The organism is Stutzerimonas sp. Brlt_14 (assembly GCF_051948915.1).
Taxonomy (GTDB): Bacteria; Pseudomonadota; Gammaproteobacteria; order Pseudomonadales; family Pseudomonadaceae; genus Stutzerimonas; species Stutzerimonas stutzeri.
Genome location: NZ_JAYJLM010000002.1, coordinates 527,217 through 544,027 on the forward strand (window position 1 = coordinate 527,217; position 16,811 = coordinate 544,027).

General features: G+C 64.5%; 15 protein-coding genes. 11 read left to right on the forward strand and 4 right to left on the reverse strand.

Annotated elements, in window-relative coordinates; genetic code table 11:
- The first annotated feature begins 29 nt into the window (after positions 1-29).
- Together VF716_RS06285 and VF716_RS06290 are read left to right on the forward strand one after the other, a co-directional pair.
- Complete coding sequence (locus tag VF716_RS06285; RefSeq protein WP_011913004.1) at positions 30-881, forward strand: ion transporter; 852 nt, start codon at positions 30-32, stop codon at positions 879-881.
- 105 nt (positions 882-986) lie between these two features.
- Positions 987-1,400 (forward strand): CopD family protein, encoded by a 414-nt coding sequence (locus VF716_RS06290; protein ID WP_011913003.1) that lies wholly within the window; start codon positions 987-989, stop codon positions 1,398-1,400.
- A 102-nt stretch (positions 1,401-1,502) separates the two neighbouring features.
- On the opposite strand, the gene VF716_RS06295 is transcribed toward VF716_RS06290, so the two are convergent.
- Positions 1,503-1,982: a DUF2231 domain-containing protein gene (locus tag VF716_RS06295; RefSeq protein WP_013982584.1), complete on the reverse strand. Its 480-nt coding sequence runs from the start codon at positions 1,980-1,982 to the stop codon at positions 1,503-1,505.
- Between the two features lie 147 nt (positions 1,983-2,129).
- Here VF716_RS06295 and coxB point away from each other — a divergent pair, with 147 nt between their 5' ends.
- Genes coxB through VF716_RS06315 form a run of 4 tightly spaced genes read left to right on the forward strand, consistent with a single transcriptional unit; the run spans position 2,130 to position 6,749 of the window.
- The gene (gene coxB / locus VF716_RS06300; RefSeq protein WP_041755899.1) at positions 2,130-3,020 is read left to right on the forward strand and encodes a cytochrome c oxidase subunit II; all 891 of its coding nucleotides are present in this window, start codon (positions 2,130-2,132) and stop codon (positions 3,018-3,020) included.
- Positions 3,017-5,545, forward strand: a complete 2,529-nt coding sequence (gene ctaD, locus VF716_RS06305; RefSeq protein WP_011913001.1) for a cytochrome c oxidase subunit I — start codon at positions 3,017-3,019, stop codon at positions 5,543-5,545. The genes coxB and ctaD overlap by 4 nt, the downstream gene beginning before the upstream one ends.
- Positions 5,545-5,904: a hypothetical protein gene (locus VF716_RS06310; RefSeq protein WP_020306155.1), complete on the forward strand. Its 360-nt coding sequence runs from the start codon at positions 5,545-5,547 to the stop codon at positions 5,902-5,904. Before ctaD ends, VF716_RS06310 begins: the two co-directional genes overlap by 1 nt.
- A complete protein-coding gene (locus VF716_RS06315) occupies positions 5,895-6,749 on the forward strand; it encodes a cytochrome c oxidase assembly protein (protein WP_037004416.1) in 855 nt (284 codons plus the stop codon). Before VF716_RS06310 ends, VF716_RS06315 begins: the two co-directional genes overlap by 10 nt.
- A gap of 39 nt (positions 6,750-6,788) precedes the next feature.
- On the opposite strand, the gene tusA is transcribed toward VF716_RS06315, so the two are convergent.
- Both tusA and rlmM read right to left on the reverse strand, forming a co-directional pair.
- The gene (gene tusA / locus VF716_RS06320; protein ID WP_011912999.1) at positions 6,789-7,040 is read right to left on the reverse strand and encodes a sulfurtransferase TusA; all 252 of its coding nucleotides are present in this window, start codon (positions 7,038-7,040) and stop codon (positions 6,789-6,791) included.
- Between the two features lie 72 nt (positions 7,041-7,112).
- Positions 7,113-8,162 (reverse strand): 23S rRNA (cytidine(2498)-2'-O)-methyltransferase RlmM, encoded by a 1,050-nt coding sequence (gene rlmM / locus VF716_RS06325; RefSeq protein ID WP_440552265.1) that lies wholly within the window; start codon positions 8,160-8,162, stop codon positions 7,113-7,115.
- Positions 8,163-8,335: 173 nt separating this feature from the next.
- Here rlmM and acnA point away from each other — a divergent pair, with 173 nt between their 5' ends.
- Positions 8,336-11,011 (forward strand): aconitate hydratase AcnA, encoded by a 2,676-nt coding sequence (gene acnA / locus VF716_RS06330; RefSeq protein WP_440552268.1) that lies wholly within the window; start codon positions 8,336-8,338, stop codon positions 11,009-11,011.
- A gap of 349 nt (positions 11,012-11,360) precedes the next feature.
- Positions 11,361-12,929 carry a methyl-accepting chemotaxis protein gene (locus tag VF716_RS06335; RefSeq protein ID WP_013982577.1) on the forward strand — a complete coding sequence of 523 codons (1,569 nt, stop codon included), beginning with the start codon at positions 11,361-11,363 and terminating at the stop codon, positions 12,927-12,929.
- A gap of 41 nt (positions 12,930-12,970) precedes the next feature.
- Here VF716_RS06335 and VF716_RS06340 read toward each other — a convergent pair whose 3' ends face one another.
- The gene (locus tag VF716_RS06340) at positions 12,971-13,663 is read right to left on the reverse strand and encodes an alpha/beta fold hydrolase (RefSeq protein WP_049339618.1); all 693 of its coding nucleotides are present in this window, start codon (positions 13,661-13,663) and stop codon (positions 12,971-12,973) included.
- 62 nt (positions 13,664-13,725) lie between these two features.
- Here VF716_RS06340 and ccoN point away from each other — a divergent pair, with 62 nt between their 5' ends.
- From ccoN to ccoP, 3 genes are all read left to right on the forward strand, one after another.
- Complete coding sequence (gene ccoN / locus VF716_RS06345) at positions 13,726-15,150, forward strand: cytochrome-c oxidase, cbb3-type subunit I (RefSeq protein WP_011912994.1); 1,425 nt, start codon at positions 13,726-13,728, stop codon at positions 15,148-15,150.
- A gap of 13 nt (positions 15,151-15,163) precedes the next feature.
- Positions 15,164-15,775: a cytochrome-c oxidase, cbb3-type subunit II gene (gene ccoO / locus VF716_RS06350; RefSeq protein ID WP_011912993.1), complete on the forward strand. Its 612-nt coding sequence runs from the start codon at positions 15,164-15,166 to the stop codon at positions 15,773-15,775.
- Positions 15,776-15,872: 97 nt separating this feature from the next.
- Positions 15,873-16,808: a cytochrome-c oxidase, cbb3-type subunit III gene (ccoP, locus tag VF716_RS06355; protein ID WP_011912992.1), complete on the forward strand. Its 936-nt coding sequence runs from the start codon at positions 15,873-15,875 to the stop codon at positions 16,806-16,808.
- Positions 16,809-16,811 lie beyond the last annotated feature (3 nt).

Genomic DNA, 16,811 nt, shown 5'->3' on the forward strand with positions numbered 1-16,811 from the left:
TCTGCCACCCATGCGAGAGACCACGGCCAATGGACAACGACTCCCTGAAAGCGATGAGCTGGCGTGAGCGCCTTTACACCATCATCTTTTTCACCAACACCCCGGCCGGCAAGCGCTTCGACACCTGGCTGCTGGTGATCATTTTCGCCAGCCTGGTGGTGGTGATGCTCGACAGCATCGCCTCGTTCAACGAGCGGCACGGCCAGTTGCTGACCAATCTGGAATGGGGCTTCACGGCGATCTTCGCCGTCGAGTACGTGCTGCGCATCTACACTCACCCCGAACCCCGCAAGTACATCCTCAGCTTCTACGGCATGGTGGACCTGTTCTCGGTGCTGCCGGCCTTCATCGCCCTGCTGTTCCCGGATGCGCAGTACCTGCTGGTGGTGCGCGTCATCCGGATGCTGCGGATATTCCGCGTCCTCAAGCTCGCGCCCTATCTCAGCCAGGCCAACTTCCTGCTGGTGGCGCTGCAGGGCAGTCGGCAGAAAATCATTGTCTTCCTGCTCAGCGTGACCACCCTGATCATCGTCTACGGCACGTTGATGTACGTCATCGAGGGCCCGAGCAACGGCTTCACCAGCATTCCGATGAGCATCTACTGGGCGGTAGTCACCCTGACCACCGTCGGATTCGGCGACATCGTCCCGCTGACGCCGCTGGGCAAGGCGCTGGCCACCGTGGTGATGATCACCGGTTACTCGATCATTGCCGTGCCGACCGGCATCTTCACCGCCGAGCTGGCCAATGCGATGCGCCAGGACAGCCTGCGCCACAACTGCCCCACCTGCGACAAGCTCACCCACGAACCCAACGCAGCATTCTGCAGCCGCTGCGGCAGCCAGCTGTTCGAGCCGCGAGAGCAGCAGACACAAAGCTGACACCCGCGAACGACCGGGAAGGCAGTTCGCCGGCAAAAGCGACGAACTGCCCTGAAGCGCCACTGTCACATCCTCAGATTCGCGTCAGGCAGGATGGAGACCGGCATGCCCTTGCTCAAACTGCTGCATTTCGCCGCCCTGCTCTGCTGGTGCGGCTCGCTGCTCTATCTTCCGGCGATGATCGCCGCCGGCACCAAGCGCAGCGAGCAGCTGTTCTACCGCGACCATGCCCACCTCACCCGCATGGTCTTCACCCTCATCAGCACACCGGCCGCGCTACTGGCCATTGGGTCCGGCACGGCATTGTTCCTGCGTGACGGCACCCTCGCCGGCTGGCTGATCATGAAACTCACGGTTGTCACGGCCATGGCGCTCTGTCATGCGCTGTGTGGCGTTCTGGTCCTGCGTATCGAACGTGAGCCGGAGCGCGGCGTCACATACCAGTGCATGGCACTGGGTGTACTGGTGCCGGTTCTGATTGCCCTGACCCTGTGGCTGGTACTGGCCAAACCCTTCTGACTCAAGGAATGACCGCCCCGCATGACCGATCGCCCGGCCCGCCTCGACCATTCCCATCCCGCCTGCCAGAGCTGGCCGTCTCCGGCACGTCGTTGCGACGGCTCAGGGCGCCTGCTCGCCATCCAGATCCACACCGACCGCGTGCTCGTAGACCAGCCGCCCGCCAAGGAAAGCGGCCAGGGAAATCAGCACGGCCGTGAGCAGCGAGAGATACAGCCCCCACATCGCGTCGCCGTCGCCGCGGTCCATGCCCTGGTAGCGCAGCAGCCAGTTCAGCGAGGCCAACGACAGCATCATCACCGCCAGGATCGCATGGCACCAGGCGGTGACCTTGCGGCGGATCTGCTGAACCGATACCAGGTCGATGACACCCGCGATGCTGGCGATCCAGCCGCCGATCGCGCCGACGCCGGACAGCCAGAGCGCAGCACGCCACCAGAACTCGTCGAGAGTCCAGAGGTAGGCCAGGTCCGCCGGCACCAAACCGATCAGGGCAGCGACCGGGAAATGGATCATCATTGGGTGCAGCGGATGGCCCGCAATGGCAGCGTTACTGTTGATGGACTCGCGTTCTGTGGCCATCCGGCCCTCCCAGGCTCCAAACTGAAACAGGCCGCCCGCTCAGCGAGACGAGGCGGCAACCCTTTCAAATGGACCACGCTGGCGCTGGCAGTTCCTTTGCTGCTCGGCTGCGAGGGGCCGCAATCGGCGCTGTCGCCGGCCGGACCCATGGCGCGCGATGTGGCCAATGTCTGGTGGGCGATGTTCGGCTTCTCCGTGGTGGTGCTGGCGGTGGTCAGCGCGCTGTGGATCTACGCGATGCTGCGTCAGCCGCGCACCCACAGCGCCGAAGAGGCCAAGCGCATCAACCGGCGCTGGATCATCGGTGGCGGCCTCGTCCTGCCCACGGTCAGCATCGTCGCGCTGCTGGCCTTCGGCATCCCTACCGGACGCAGCATGCTGCCGCTGCCGGTGGAAGGCGAACAGCCGCTGCGTGTCCAGGTGATCGGCCATCAATGGTGGTGGGAGGTGCGTTACCCGGAAAGCGGCGTGGTGACCGCCAATCAGTTCATCCTGCCGATAGATCGACCGGTCGACGTCGAGGTGACCAGTGCCGACGTCATCCATTCGTTCTGGGTGCCGCGACTGGGCGGCAAACTGGACATGGTGCCCGGGCGGACCAACACCTTGCGTCTGCAGGCCTCCCAGACTGGCGTCTTCCGCGGGCAGTGTTCGGAGTTCTGCGGCAGCCAGCACGCGCACATGATCCTGCATGTCGAAGCTCTCGAAGCCGATGCGTTCGCTACCTGGATCGAGGCCCGCACCGGGCGTGAGCACCAGCCGCCGGGCGGCGCCGCCGGCCAGGTGTTCGACGAGCGCTGCGGGCAGTGCCACCGCGTCGCCGGTGTCAGTGACGGCAATCGCGCCCCGGATCTGAGCGACCTGGCGACCCGCCCGACGCTGGGTGCCGGGGTGATTGCCAACGACGCCGAAGGCCTGCGCCGCTGGCTCAGCGATCATCAGAGCATCAAGCACGGCATTGCCATGCCCCGCCACGACGACATTCCCGAAGAAACCCTCGGCCAGCTTGCCGACTGGCTGGAGACGCTCGCTCCATGACCCCGACCCGTAACACTGGCGCCCCCGCCACCGACCCTGACCAGCTGCACGACCAGTTCAACGAGGTGTGGGGCAACCCGCGCGGCTGGCGCGCGCTGACCATCGTCAACCACACCAGCATCGGCCTTCGATTCCTGGTGACCGGCGCCTTCTTCTTCCTCGTCGGCGGCCTGCTGGCGATGCTGATCCGCACGCAACTCGCCCTGCCCGGCTACGAGCTGATGGAGCCGGACGTCTACAACCAGGTCTTCACCATGCATGGCACGGTGATGATGTTCCTCTTCGCCGTGCCGATGATGGAGGGGCTGGCGGTCTACCTGATCCCGAAGATGATCGGCGCCCGCGACCTGGTATTCCCGCGGCTGTCCGCGCTGGGCTATTACTGCTACCTGTTCGGCGGGCTGATCCTGCTGTCGAGCATCTTCCTCGACATCGCGCCGAAGGCCGGCTGGTTCATGTACACGCCGCTGTCCAGTTCAGCACATACGCCGGGGGTGAACTCGGATTTCTGGCTGCTCGGCATCACCTTCGTGGAGATTTCCGCGGTGTCGGCGGGGGTCGAGCTGGTGGTGTCGATCCTGCGCACCCGTACCAACGGCATGGCGCTGCACAAGATGCCGCTGTACGCCTGGTACATCCTGGTGATGGCCATGATGATCGTGGTCGGCTTCCCGCCATTGATACTCGGCTCCATTCTGCTGGAGCTGGAGCGCGCGGCCGGTATGCCATTCTTCGACGTCGCCCGGGGCGGTGACCCGGTGCTCTGGCAGCACCTGTTCTGGCTGTTCGGCCACCCCGAGGTGTACATCATCTTCCTGCCGGGCGCGGGAATCGTCTCGACGCTGATCCCGGTGTTCTGCCAGCGTCCGCTGGTGGGCTACCGCTGGGTGGTGCTGGGCGTGCTGACCACCGGCTTCATCAGTTTCGGGCTGTGGGTGCACCACATGTTCACGGTCGGCATTCCGCAGCTGGCCACAGCGTTCTTCTCGGCGGCGAGCATGCTGGTGGCGATCCCCACCGGTGTGCAGATCTTTGCCTGGCTGGCGACGCTCTGGCTCGGCAAGCCGGTATACAAGGTGCCAATGCTCTGGCTGGTGGGCTTTCTCATCGTCTTCGTCGCTGGCGGGCTGACCGGCGTGATGCTGGCACTGGTGCCGTTCGACTGGCAGGTGCACGACACCCACTTCGTGGTTGCTCATATGCACTACGTGCTGGTGGGCGGCATGGTTTTCCCGCTGATGGCCGGGCTGTATTACTGGCTGCCACACTTCTCTGGCCGCATGCCCTCGGCCAAGCTCGGCCGTTGGGGCTTCTGGCTGTTCTTCATCGGCTTCAACGTGACCTTCCTGATCATGCACTGGACCGGGCTGATCGGCATGCCGCGGCGGGTCTACACCTATGACACGGGACTGGGCTGGGACATGCCCAACCTAGTGTCCTCCATCGGCAGCTTCATCATGGCGGTGGGCGTCGCGACCATCCTGCTGGACATCGTACTGCACTTCCGTTTCGGCAAGCCGGCGCCGAAGAACCCCTGGCAGGCCGATACGCTGGAGTGGGCCACGTGCCTGCCACCGAGCGCCTACAACTTCGTCAGCCTGCCAGACGTAACCGATCGCCATCCGCTATGGAAGGACCCGGACCTGCCAGACAGCGTAGCCCGAGGCGAGCACGCACTGACGGTAATCGATCATGGCCGCCGAGAGACCTGGGGCAGCGACCCGCTGACCGGCAAGGTGCGCGAGATCATTCACCTACCGGGCAACAGCTGGCTGCCGTTCATCGCGTCCGTGTTCCTCGCCGTGCTCTGCCTCAGCCTGCTGAACAAGTTCTACTGGGTCGCCCTCGGCGCGACCCTGGCGACAGTGGTGGTACTGCTGCGCTGGTCGTGGGAGAACGGTGCCCACCCCGCCGCCGCGCCGGATGCCCATACCCAGCCCGGTGAGCCGCCGCTGCATTCACGCACCTTCGACGGGCCGGGCCTGTGGGGCATGGGCGTAACGCTGTTGGCCAACGGCGCGCTGTATCTGTCGCTGCTGTTCGGCTGGTTCTACCTCTGGACCGTTTCGCCGCAATGGCGGGTGCCGGAGAGCCAGCTCAACGGCTGGCTGATGTTCGCCAGCGCCGTGCTGCTGAGTGCGGGCACGCTCTGGCTGCACCGTCTGATCAAGCGCCTGCGGGCCGGCACGCACCACGGGCTGATGGCGCAGCTGGCGTGGCTGGGGCTGCTGGCACTGGCGCAGTCGGTGATGCTGCTGTGGCTGATGCTGAGCGCGGGGCTGGCACCTACCGAAACCGCACATGATGCCGTGGTGTTCGTGATGCTCGCGTACAGCCTGATCCATTGCACGCTGGCAGCGGTGCTCACCGGTCTGCAGGCATGGCGCGTAGCCCTCGGTTACGTGGGCGACAAGGCGCCATACGAGCCCGTCGTGGTCGAGCAGCTCTGGTACTACAACCTGGGTGTGCTCTGGGTCAGCTATGCGGCCATCGTGCTGTTTCCGGCCACCTGGGGAGGTGCGTGATGAGGTATGCGCGGACGTCGCCCTACCATCCGATCCAGATTCCGATCGGCCTGATCATCTGGAGCCTGTGGTTCATCGCCATGTATGGCGGCCAGGCGGTGATCTGCAAGCTCAGCCCGCCCGACCCGGCCCAGGGCGTATGGAACTGGCTGAACGGCAGCCTGGGTGCCCTGACCCTGCTGACCCTCGCGTTGCTGCTGTGGATGGCGCGCTATTTCTGGCGTCTGTCGCGGGCACCGGAGGAACAGAACGAACGGCAGCAGTTCGTCACCAAGATCGCTGCGGGGATTCACTTCATCGCGGCCCTGGCCACGCTGTTCGTCGGCATTCCGCTGTTGCAGATACCGCCATGCCTGTGATCTTCCGAGCCAAACGGCGAATATCACCGGGACTGCTGACGTTGCCGGTAGCCCTGAGTGTATCGACGCCTGCCTTCGCCCACGGCCTGTTCGACGCCCATGTGCTCGACCGCGCGCCGCTGCTGCTGACCGCTTTGCTGGTGGCAGCGGCCTGGCTGCTGTACCTGCTCGGCGGTCGCAAGGTTGCGCCGCGGCGCCATGAAGCCCTCTGCTTTCACGCAGCAATGCTGCTGGTGGTGTTCTCGGTGTTCGGCCCCATCGACGACTGGGCGGAAACCAGCACGGCCTGGCACATGACCCAACACATGCTGTTCATCATCGTGATCGCCCCGCTGTGGGCGCTGGCGCGACCGCTGCCGCAATGGCGCGGGGTCACCGGCCGCTTCGCCCAGCCGCTATGGACCGGGATCCTGCGTGCCGGGCGCTACCCCACGCTGCTGGCGCTGCTGCATGGCGCGGTGATCTGGATCTGGCACACACCGAAGCTCTATGTGCTGGCGCTGGACAACCTCTGGTGGCATGCCTTCGAGCATGCATGCTTCCTGTTCACCGGCTGGCTGTTCTGGTGGTCGGTGCTGCGCGCGAACCCGAAGCAGGTTCCACAGGCACTGATGGCGGTGCTGCTGACGCTGATGCACACCGGTCTGCTGGGCGCCCTGCTCACCTTCGGTAGCGTGTCGTTCTACGGTGAAGGCCGCTCAGTGGAAGATCAGCAGCTGGCCGGGCTGATCATGTGGGTGCCGGGGGGGCTGATCTACCTGATCGGCGGCGGCTGGATCGCCTGGCGCTGGCTGACCCGCATGTGGCGGCGGCAGAATACGCGAGCCGCCGCGCCGGATCTCTGACACGCAACGGCGGAGCGTCAGCCCTGCGGGAAGGCGCGGTCAGTCGAGTTTCTTGCGAATCCAGTACAGATAGGTACCGGCCTCGGCCTGCTGTTCGACCAGATCATGGCCGAGGAACACGCAGAACTTGGGAATGTCGCGCTGGGTCGAGGGATCGGTAGCGATGACCTTGAGCATGGCCCCGCCAGCCAGGTCGCGCACCTTGTTGTGCAGCATCATCACCGGCTCGGGACAGTTCAGGCCGGTGGCGTCGAGAACGGCGTCGACAGTCATTTCAGCTGATTGGCTCATCAGGGGGCTCCGGAAAACAGGCGTGCATTGTGGCGCAAGCGGGAGAACAGGTCATCCGCTGCCGATCAACGATCAGAGGCGGCGCAGGTGACAGGTCACCTCTTCCCGGTCGTGATACAGCTGCTTGCAGCCGATACTGGCCTTGACGCCACGTTCGGCCAGCCCGTCGGCAATACGTTCGAGCAGGCGCTTGACCTCGGCGTAGCGCTGCTTCATCGGCAACTTGAGGTTCACCACCGCCTCGCGGCACAGGCCCTCGCCGATCCAGGTTTCCAGCAGCGCAGCATTGCGCGCCGGCTTCTCGACGATGTCGCAGACCATCCAGTCCACCGGCCTTTTCGGGCGGAAGGTAAAGCCGTCGGCGCGAAAATGTTCCACCAGCCCGGAATCCATCAGGTCGGCGTTCATCGGCCCGTTGTCCACCGCGCTGACCTTGATATGCCGGTTGACCATCTGCCAGGTCCAGCCGCCCGGCGCCGCGCCGAGGTCGACTCCGGTCATGCCCGCCGCCAGCCGCGTATCCCACTGCTCACGCGGGATGAAATGGTGCCAGGCCTCCTCCAGCTTGAGCGTCGAGCGGCTGGGTGCCTGGCGCGGAAACTTCAGGCGCGGGATGCCCATCGGCCACAGCGCGCTGTTGTTCGCCTCGGCGATGCCGACGAATACGTCGCGACCGCTCTTGAACGTGAGCAGAAGGCGCGGCCCCTTGCCCTGCTCGTCGAGGCGCCCGGCCTTGACCAGCGCCTTGCGCAGCGGCGCCTCGAACTTGCGGCAGAAGTTGGAAAGCTCCTTGCCATCGTTGGTATCCAGCACCTCCAGCCACAGGCTGCTGCACACCGGGTAGTCCGCCAGGTGCGCCAGCAGCACGCTGATGCGATCGGTTTCCGGAAGCTGCAGGTAGTCGCCACGTGCCCATTGCCGCGGAAAAATCAGATCGGCGAAGCGCAGCCGGCGCATCAGCCTTTCGGCGCCGCCGGGCTCGCTGCAGATGAACTCGGCACAGGCGCTGTCAGGCCGCGCCTTGGCATAGCCGGCGACTTCGAGGATGGCGGCGTGCTCACTGATTTCGGCACAGACCTCGCTTTCGAACCCGGGGCGGCAATGCAGCAACAATGTATTCATGTTCGGATCCTGTGAGCGGTCGGGTCTGCGCCAAAGCCGCGCATCATAGCCGACCGCGGGAACCCTCGCCCGCATCGCCCGGTCCAGTGCAGTAGCGAAACACCTGCCCAAGGGCTAGTTTCAAAGCTCGTTCATCAGCCAGCCCTCACCGTGTGGGCACAAGGAGATGAGGAATGCCTTCCCTGGATAGCCTGAAATGTCGCCGCAGCCTCGAGGTTGCCGGCAAGACCTACCACTACTACAGCCTTCCCGACGCAGCCGCCCAGCTGGGCGACATCAGCCGACTGCCCACCTCCCTCAAGGTGCTGCTGGAGAACCTGCTGCGCTGGGAAGATGACGTGACCGTACGCAGCGACGATCTCAGATCGCTGGTGACCTGGCTGCAAACCCGCAGCTCGGACCAGGAAATCCAGTACCGCCCCGCCCGGGTGCTGATGCAGGACTTCACCGGCGTCCCGGCGGTAGTCGACCTCGCGGCCATGCGCGATGCCGTGGCCAGGGCCGGCGGTGATCCGCAAAAGATCAACCCGCTGTCGCCGGTGGACCTGGTGATCGACCACTCGGTGATGGTCGACCGCTTCGGCAGCGACCAGGCTTTCGAGCAGAACGTCGAGATCGAGATGCAGCGCAACGGCGAACGCTACGAGTTCCTGCGCTGGGGCCAGCAGGCCTTCGACAACTTCAGCGTGGTGCCGCCGGGTACCGGCATCTGCCACCAGGTCAACCTGGAATACCTCGGCCAGGTTGTCTGGACCCGCGAAGAGAACGGCGAAACCGTCGCCTACCCGGACACCCTGGTCGGCACCGATTCGCACACCACCATGATCAATGGCCTCGGCGTACTCGGCTGGGGTGTCGGCGGCATCGAGGCCGAAGCGGCGATGCTCGGCCAACCGGTATCGATGCTGATTCCTGAGGTGATCGGTTTCCGCCTCAGCGGCAAGCTCAACGAGGGCGTCACCGCCACCGACCTGGTGCTGACCGTGACGCAGATGCTGCGCAAGCACGGCGTGGTCGGCAAATTCGTCGAGTTCTACGGCCCGGGGCTGGATCACCTGCCGCTGGCCGACCGTGCCACCATCGGCAACATGGCGCCCGAGTACGGCGCTACCTGCGGCTTCTTCCCGGTCGACCAGATCACCATCGACTACCTGCGCCTGACCGGCCGCAACGAGGAGCGCATTGCCTTGGTCGAGGCCTACAGCAAGGCGCAGGGCATGTGGCGTGACAGCGATTCGCCGGACCCTGTGTTCACCGCCACCCTGGAGCTGGACCTGGCCCAGGTGCAGCCGTCCGTAGCCGGGCCCAAGCGCCCGCAGGACCGGGTCACGCTCGGCGATATCGGCGCCAACTTCGACCTGCTACTGGAAACCGGCGGGCGCAAGCAGCAGGCCGACACCTCGGTGAAGGTCAAGGGCGAGAACTTCCACCTCAAGCACGGCGCGGTGGTGATCGCGGCAATCACCTCCTGCACCAATACCTCTAACCCCAATGTACTGATGGCCGCCGGTCTGGTCGCCAAGAAGGCGGTTGAGCGCGGGCTCAAGCGTCAGCCCTGGGTCAAGTCCTCACTGGCGCCGGGCTCCAAGGTGGTCACCGACTACCTCGAGCGGGCTGGGCTGACACGCTATCTGGACCAGCTCGGCTTCAACCTGGTGGGCTATGGCTGCACCACCTGTATCGGCAACTCCGGGCCGTTGCCGGATGCCATCGGCCAGGCGATTACCGACAACGACCTGATCGTATCGTCGGTGCTGTCCGGCAACCGCAACTTCGAGGGCCGCGTACACCCGTTGGTCAAGGCCAACTGGCTGGCCTCGCCACCGCTGGTGGTCGCCTTCGCCCTGGCCGGCACCACGCGCATCAACATGGACCGCGAGCCGCTGGGCTACGACGACCAGAATCAGCCGGTGTACCTGAAGGATATCTGGCCGAGCAGCGCCGAAATCGCCGAAGCCGTGGCGCGTATCGACGGCGAGATGTTCCGCAGCCGCTATGCCGACGTATTCAGCGGCGACGAGCACTGGCAGAAGATTCCGGTCAGCGCCGGCGACACTTATCAGTGGAATGCCAGCTCCAGCTACGTGCAGAACCCGCCCTACTTCGAAGATATCGGCCAGCCATCAGCGCCGCCGACGGACGTCGAAAATGCCCGGGTTCTGGCGGTGTTCGGCGACTCCATCACTACCGACCACATCTCGCCCGCCGGCAACATCAAGGCGAGTTCGCCGGCCGGCCTGTACCTGCAGTCGCTGGGGGTGGCGCCGGAAGACTTCAACTCCTACGGCTCGCGCCGCGGCAACCACGAAGTGATGATGCGCGGCACCTTTGCCAACATCCGCATCAAGAACGAGATGCTCGGCGGCGAGGAAGGCGGCAACACGCTCTACCAGCCGAGTGGTGAAAAGCTGTCGATCTACGACGCCGCCATGCGCTATCAGGCCGAAGGCGTGCCGCTGGTGGTGATCGCCGGCAAGGAGTATGGCACCGGCTCCAGCCGTGACTGGGCCGCCAAGGGCACCAACCTGCTGGGCGTGAAGGCGGTCATCGCCGAGAGCTTCGAGCGCATCCACCGATCCAACCTCATCGGCATGGGCGTGCTGGCGCTGCAGTTCGTCGGCGAGCAGACGCGTCAGTCGCTGGGTCTGAACGGCACGGAGAAGCTGTCGATCCGAGGGCTCGGCGGGGACATCAAGCCACGCCAGCTGCTCACCGTCGACGTGGAACGGCAGGACGGCTCGCGCGATTCGTTCCAGGTGCTGAGCCGCATCGATACGCTGAACGAGGTCCAGTACTTCAAGGCCGGCGGCATCCTGCACTACGTATTGCGCCAGCTGATCGGGAGCTGATCAGGCAGAAAAAACGCCGGTGCGAATCCGTTCGCACCGGCGTCTCGCCGTCCACTGGCGTCCAATCTCCAGCCGCCTGAACATCCATGCACGCTGTCCGGTCCCTGACTTCGCCACCGCCCCGCCGACCGGAACGTCCGGACACGCATTAACCCTCTCGCAAAAAGATTGCAGAACCATTAAGCCGATTCTGCCGTCAGTCGCCTTTCGACCAAAGTTGATCCTCGAATCAGCTTTGCCGTCTCAAGAACGCCATGCCATGGCCGACCCATAGGTCAGCCCGGACCCAGAAGAACATCAAAGGTCAGGCGCGCTCCTCCGAACATTCAATGCCAGGCGTGAAAAGTCGATGCGTAACAACCAGCCCGTATCCCAGCGTGAATATGCCTTCCCCGACCAGCAACGCCTCATCTCGACCACCGACCTGAAAGGGCAGATCACCTACTGCAACGACATCTTCGCCGAAGTCAGTGGCTTCGCTCGCGACGAGCTGATCCGCGCGCCGCACAACCTGGTGCGCCACCCGGACGTGCCTCCCGCGGTGTTCGAGCATATGTGGACGACGCTCAAGCAAGGCAAGCCGTGGATGGGCGTGGTCAAGAATCGTCGCAAGAACGGTGACCACTATTGGGTCAATGCCTACGTCACGCCGATTCTCGATCAGCAGCGGCAGGTCACCGGGTACGAATCGGTGCGGACCAAACCGACGCGCGAGCAGATCCAGCGCGCCGAAGCACTCTACGCACGACTGAATGCGGGCAAGAGCGGCGTACCGCGCAGCGACGTCTGGCTACCCGTACTGATGAAGTGGCTGCCGTTCATTCTGGTGGGCCAGATCGGCTTTCTGCTCGGTGCATTCTTCGACCATGCCGCGGGCTTCATGGCAGCGGCCCTGCTGTCGATTCCGCTCGGCCTTGCCGGCCTGCATTGGCAGCAGCGTGGCCTGCGCCGGCTGATGCAGCTGGCGCAGCAGAGCACCAGTGATCCGCTGATCGCGCGCATGTACACCGATAGCCGCGGCGTCGAAGCGCAGCTGGAAATGGCCATGCTCAGCCAGCAGGCCCACCTGAAGACCTGCCTCACACGCCTGCAGGACACCGCCGTGCAGCTGCAGGGTCAGGCCAAGGAGGCCGACACGCTGGCTCAGAACTGTGCCAACGGCCTGGTGCAGCAGCATCAGGAAACCGAGCAGGTGGCCACGGCCATCAACGAGATGGCCGCAACCACGCAGGAAGTGGCCAGCAACGTTGCGTTGGCTGCCGACGCCACCCGTGAAGCCAGCCGCCTCACTGTCCACGGCCGGGAAGTCACCGCCGAGACGCGCAAGGCCATCCAGCAACTGTCCGACTCGGTGGCCAAGACCGGCGAAGCGGTCAATCAGTTGGCCAGCGACAGCGAGGCGATCGGTAGCGTGGTCGACGTGATCAAGAGCATCGCCGATCAGACCAACCTGCTGGCACTCAACGCCGCCATCGAGGCGGCGCGCGCCGGCGAGAGCGGCCGCGGCTTCGCCGTGGTTGCCGACGAGGTACGCCAGCTGGCCCAGCGTACCGGGGCGGCCACCGGCGAGATCCACCAGCTCATCGAAAAGCTGCAGCAGCAGGCACGCCACGCCGTGCAGACCACCGAGGCCGGTCGGGTCCATGCCAGCCGCGGCGTCGAGCAGGTGCTCCAGGCCGACCAGGCGCTGACGGGCATCAACGAGGCCATGGGCAATATCATCGACATGACCACCCAGATCGCCTCGGCCACCGAAGAGCAGAGCGCCGTCGCCGACGAGATCAGCCACAACGTCAGCACCATCGCCCGCCTCGCCGACCAGACCGCCGGCGACGCCCGTAGCTCGGCGCTGCTCAGCGAGGACCTCGCGGCAACGGCGCAGGGGCAGTACGCACTGGTCGAACGCTTCAACCGCTGAGCGCAAGTGCAGCGAGCGTCGCAGGTGCTCGCTGCCACTTCTCAGGGGCTTGAAAGCCCGCCCAGAAACGCGGCGATGACGTCCGCCGCTTCGTCCAGATGCTGCTCGTGGGTCAGCCCCGAGCGCTTCAGCGGCTTCAGATCATGGTCCGCCGCAGCGAGCCAATGCAGGGCGATCGCAGGCGACAACGGGTATTGCGCCACCCGCTCGCGATCACCGAGTGCATCGCGCTCGCCCTGCACGATCAATGTCGGCGTCCTCAGCCCTTGCAGATGGGCCACTCGAGGCTTGTCCGGCTTCCCCGCGGGATGGAACGGATAGCCCAGGCACACCAGTGCCTCGGCCTCCAGCTCATCGGCTAACAGGCTCGCCATTCTCCCGCCCATGGACTTGCCGCCGATGGCCAGCGGTCCTGTGGCCTGCTGTCGCACCAGCGCATGGACTTCCCGCCATTGTGCGAGCAACTGAGCCTGCGGACTGGGCGGGCGTCTGCCCATTCCCTGGCGTCGCGCCGCCATGTAGGCGAACTCGAAGCGGCACACCGCAACCCCGCGCGCGGCAAGGCGCACAGCCATTTGCTCCATGAACGGACTGTCCATCGGCGCACCGGCGCCGTGGGCCAGAATCAGACTGGCCGACGCCGCGCCCTGCGGATGGTTCCAGCCGACGAGATGCCCTTTGTCACATTGTGTGTATTGACCCGCGTCAATACCGGCAGATTGCCCTTTCCCCATTCTTGCCCCGCTTTCTATTAGAAAGAAAAAACTGCTCATTACCCGTGGATGGAAGCCCATACATGAACACAGCAACCAGTACCGCCTACAGTTACAAGGTGGTCCGCCAATTCGCCATCATGACGGTGGTGTGGGGAATCGTCGGGATGGGGCTCGGCGTTTTCATCGCAGCACAATTGGCCTGGCCATTTCTGAACTTCGACCTCCCGTGGACCAGTTTCGGTCGTCTTCGCCCATTGCACACCAACGCGGTGATCTTCGCCTTCGGCGGCTGTGCTCTGTTCGCGACTTCCTACTACTCGGTTCAGCGCACCTGCCAAACCACCCTGTTCGCGCCTAAGCTGGCCGCGTTCACCTTCTGGGGCTGGCAGCTGGTCATCCTGCTCGCCGCGATCTCCCTGCCGCTGGGCTTCACCAGCTCCAAGGAATACGCGGAACTGGAGTGGCCGATCGACATCCTGATCACCATCGTCTGGGTGGCCTATGCGATCGTCTTCTTCGGCACGCTGGCGACGCGCAAGGTCAAGCATATCTATGTCGGTAACTGGTTCTTCGGTGCCTTCATCCTGACCGTGGCGATCCTGCACATCGTCAACAACCTGGAAATTCCGGTCACCGCGATGAAGTCGTACTCGCTGTACTCCGGCGCCACCGACGCGATGGTGCAGTGGTGGTACGGCCACAACGCCGTGGGCTTCTTCCTCACCGCCGGCTTCCTCGGGATCATGTACTACTTCGTGCCGAAGCAGGCCGAGCGTCCGGTGTACTCCTATCGCCTGTCGATCGTTCACTTCTGGGCACTGATCACCGTCTACATCTGGGCCGGCCCGCACCACCTGCACTACACCGCCCTGCCGGACTGGGCGCAGAGCCTGGGCATGGTGATGTCGCTGATCCTGCTCGCACCGAGCTGGGGTGGCATGATCAACGGCATGATGACCCTGTCGGGCGCCTGGCACAAACTGCGTAGCGACCCGATCCTGCGCTTCCTGGTGGTCTCGCTGGCGTTCTACGGCATGTCCACTTTCGAAGGCCCGATGATGGCGATCAAGACCGTCAATGCCCTGTCCCACTACACCGACTGGACCATCGGCCACGTACACGCCGGCGCCCTCGGCTGGGTTGCCATGGTGTCCATCGGCGCGCTGTACCACCTGATCCCGAAAGTGTTCGGTCGCGAGCAGATGCACAGCATCGGCCTGATCAACACCCACTTCTGGCTGGCCACCATCGGCACCGTGCTCTACATCGCCTCGATGTGGGTCAACGGTATCGCTCAGGGCCTGATGTGGCGTGCGATCAACGACGACGGCACCCTGACCTACTCCTTCGTCGAAGCGCTGGAAGCCAGCCACCCCGGTTTCGTGGTGCGGATGATCGGTGGTGCGATCTTCTTCGCCGGCATGCTGGTGATGGCCTACAACACTTGGCGCACCGTTCAGGCGGCCAAGCCGGCCGAGTATGACGCCGCCGCGCAGATCGCTTGAGGAGCCGACGTAAATGAAATCGCATGAAAAACTCGAGAAGAACGTTGGTCTGCTGACCCTGTTCATGATCCTGGCGGTGAGCATCGGCGGTCTGACCCAGATCGTCCCGCTGTTCTTCCAGGACGCCGTCAACGAGCCGGTCGAGGGCATGAAGCCCTACACCGCGCTGCAACTGGAAGGCCGTGACCTGTACATCCGCGAAGGCTGCGTGGGCTGCCACTCGCAGATGGTGCGCCCGTTCCGCGCCGAAACCGAGCGCTACGGCCACTACTCCGTCGCCGGCGAAAGCGTCTACGACCATCCGTTCCTGTGGGGCTCCAAGCGTACCGGTCCGGACCTGGCCCGTGTCGGCGGCCGCTACTCCGATGATTGGCACCGTGCGCACCTGTACAACCCGCGCAACGTCGTGCCCGAGTCGAAGATGCCGTCCTACCCGTGGCTGGTCGAGAAGACCCTTGATGGCAAGGACACCGCCAAGAAGATGTCGGCGTTGCGCACCCTCGGCGTGCCCTACACCGACGAAGACATCGCCGGCGCCCGTGACTCCGTCAAGGGCAAGACCGAAATGGACGCGATGGTGGCCTACCTGCAGGTACTCGGCACGGCTCTGACCAACAAGCGCTGATTCCGATCGGCCAAGAAAAATGACGGACTGCCAAGCCAGCCGTCAGGGACTTCAATCGCGGACAGCCAGAGTTGCTCGGGCTGTCCAGGAGTAGCACATGAGCACTTTCTGGAGTGGATACATCGCCCTGCTGACGCTGGGCACCATCGTCGCTCTGTTCTGGCTGATCTTCGCCACCCGCAAGGGCGAGTCCGCCGGTACTACCGACCAGACGATGGGTCATGCCTTCGACGGCATCGAGGAATACGACAACCCGCTGCCGCGCTGGTGGTTCTTGCTGTTCATCGGCACGCTGGTGTTCGGCATTCTCTACCTGGTGCTCTACCCGGGCCTGGGCAACTGGAAGGGCGTCCTGCCGGGTTACGAAGGTGGCTGGACCCAGGAGAAGCAGTGGGAGCGTGAGGTTTCGCAAGCCGACGAGAAGTACGGCCCGATCTTCGCCAAGTACGCTGCCATGTCGGTGGAACAGGTGGCACAGGACCCGCAGGCTGTGAAAATGGGCGCCCGCCTGTTCGCCAACTACTGCGCCATCTGCCATGGCTCCGACGCCAAGGGCTCCCTGGGCTTCCCGAACCTGGCCGACCAGCACTGGCGCTGGGGCGGTGATGCGACCTCGATCAAGACCAGCATTCTGAACGGCCGTATCGCTGCCATGCCGGCCTGGGGCCAGGCCATCGGCGAAGAAGGCGTGAAGAACGTCGCCGCCTTCGTGCGCAACGAACTCGCCGGTCTGCCGCTGCCGGAAGGCACCGATGCCGATCTGGGCAAAGGCAAGGAGGTCTATGCGCAGACCTGCGCCGTCTGCCACGGCCAGGGTGGCGAAGGCATGGCCGCGCTGGGCGCGCCGAACCTGCAGCATGCCTCCGGCTGGATCTACGGTTCGAGCCTGGGCCAACTGCAGCAGACCATCCGTCACGGCCGCAACGGCCAGATGCCGGCTCAGCAGCAGTACCTGGGTAACGACAAGGTGCACCTGCTCGCTGCCTACGTTTACAGCTTGTCGAAAAACCCGGAACAAGTCGCCAAGCAGTGAGTC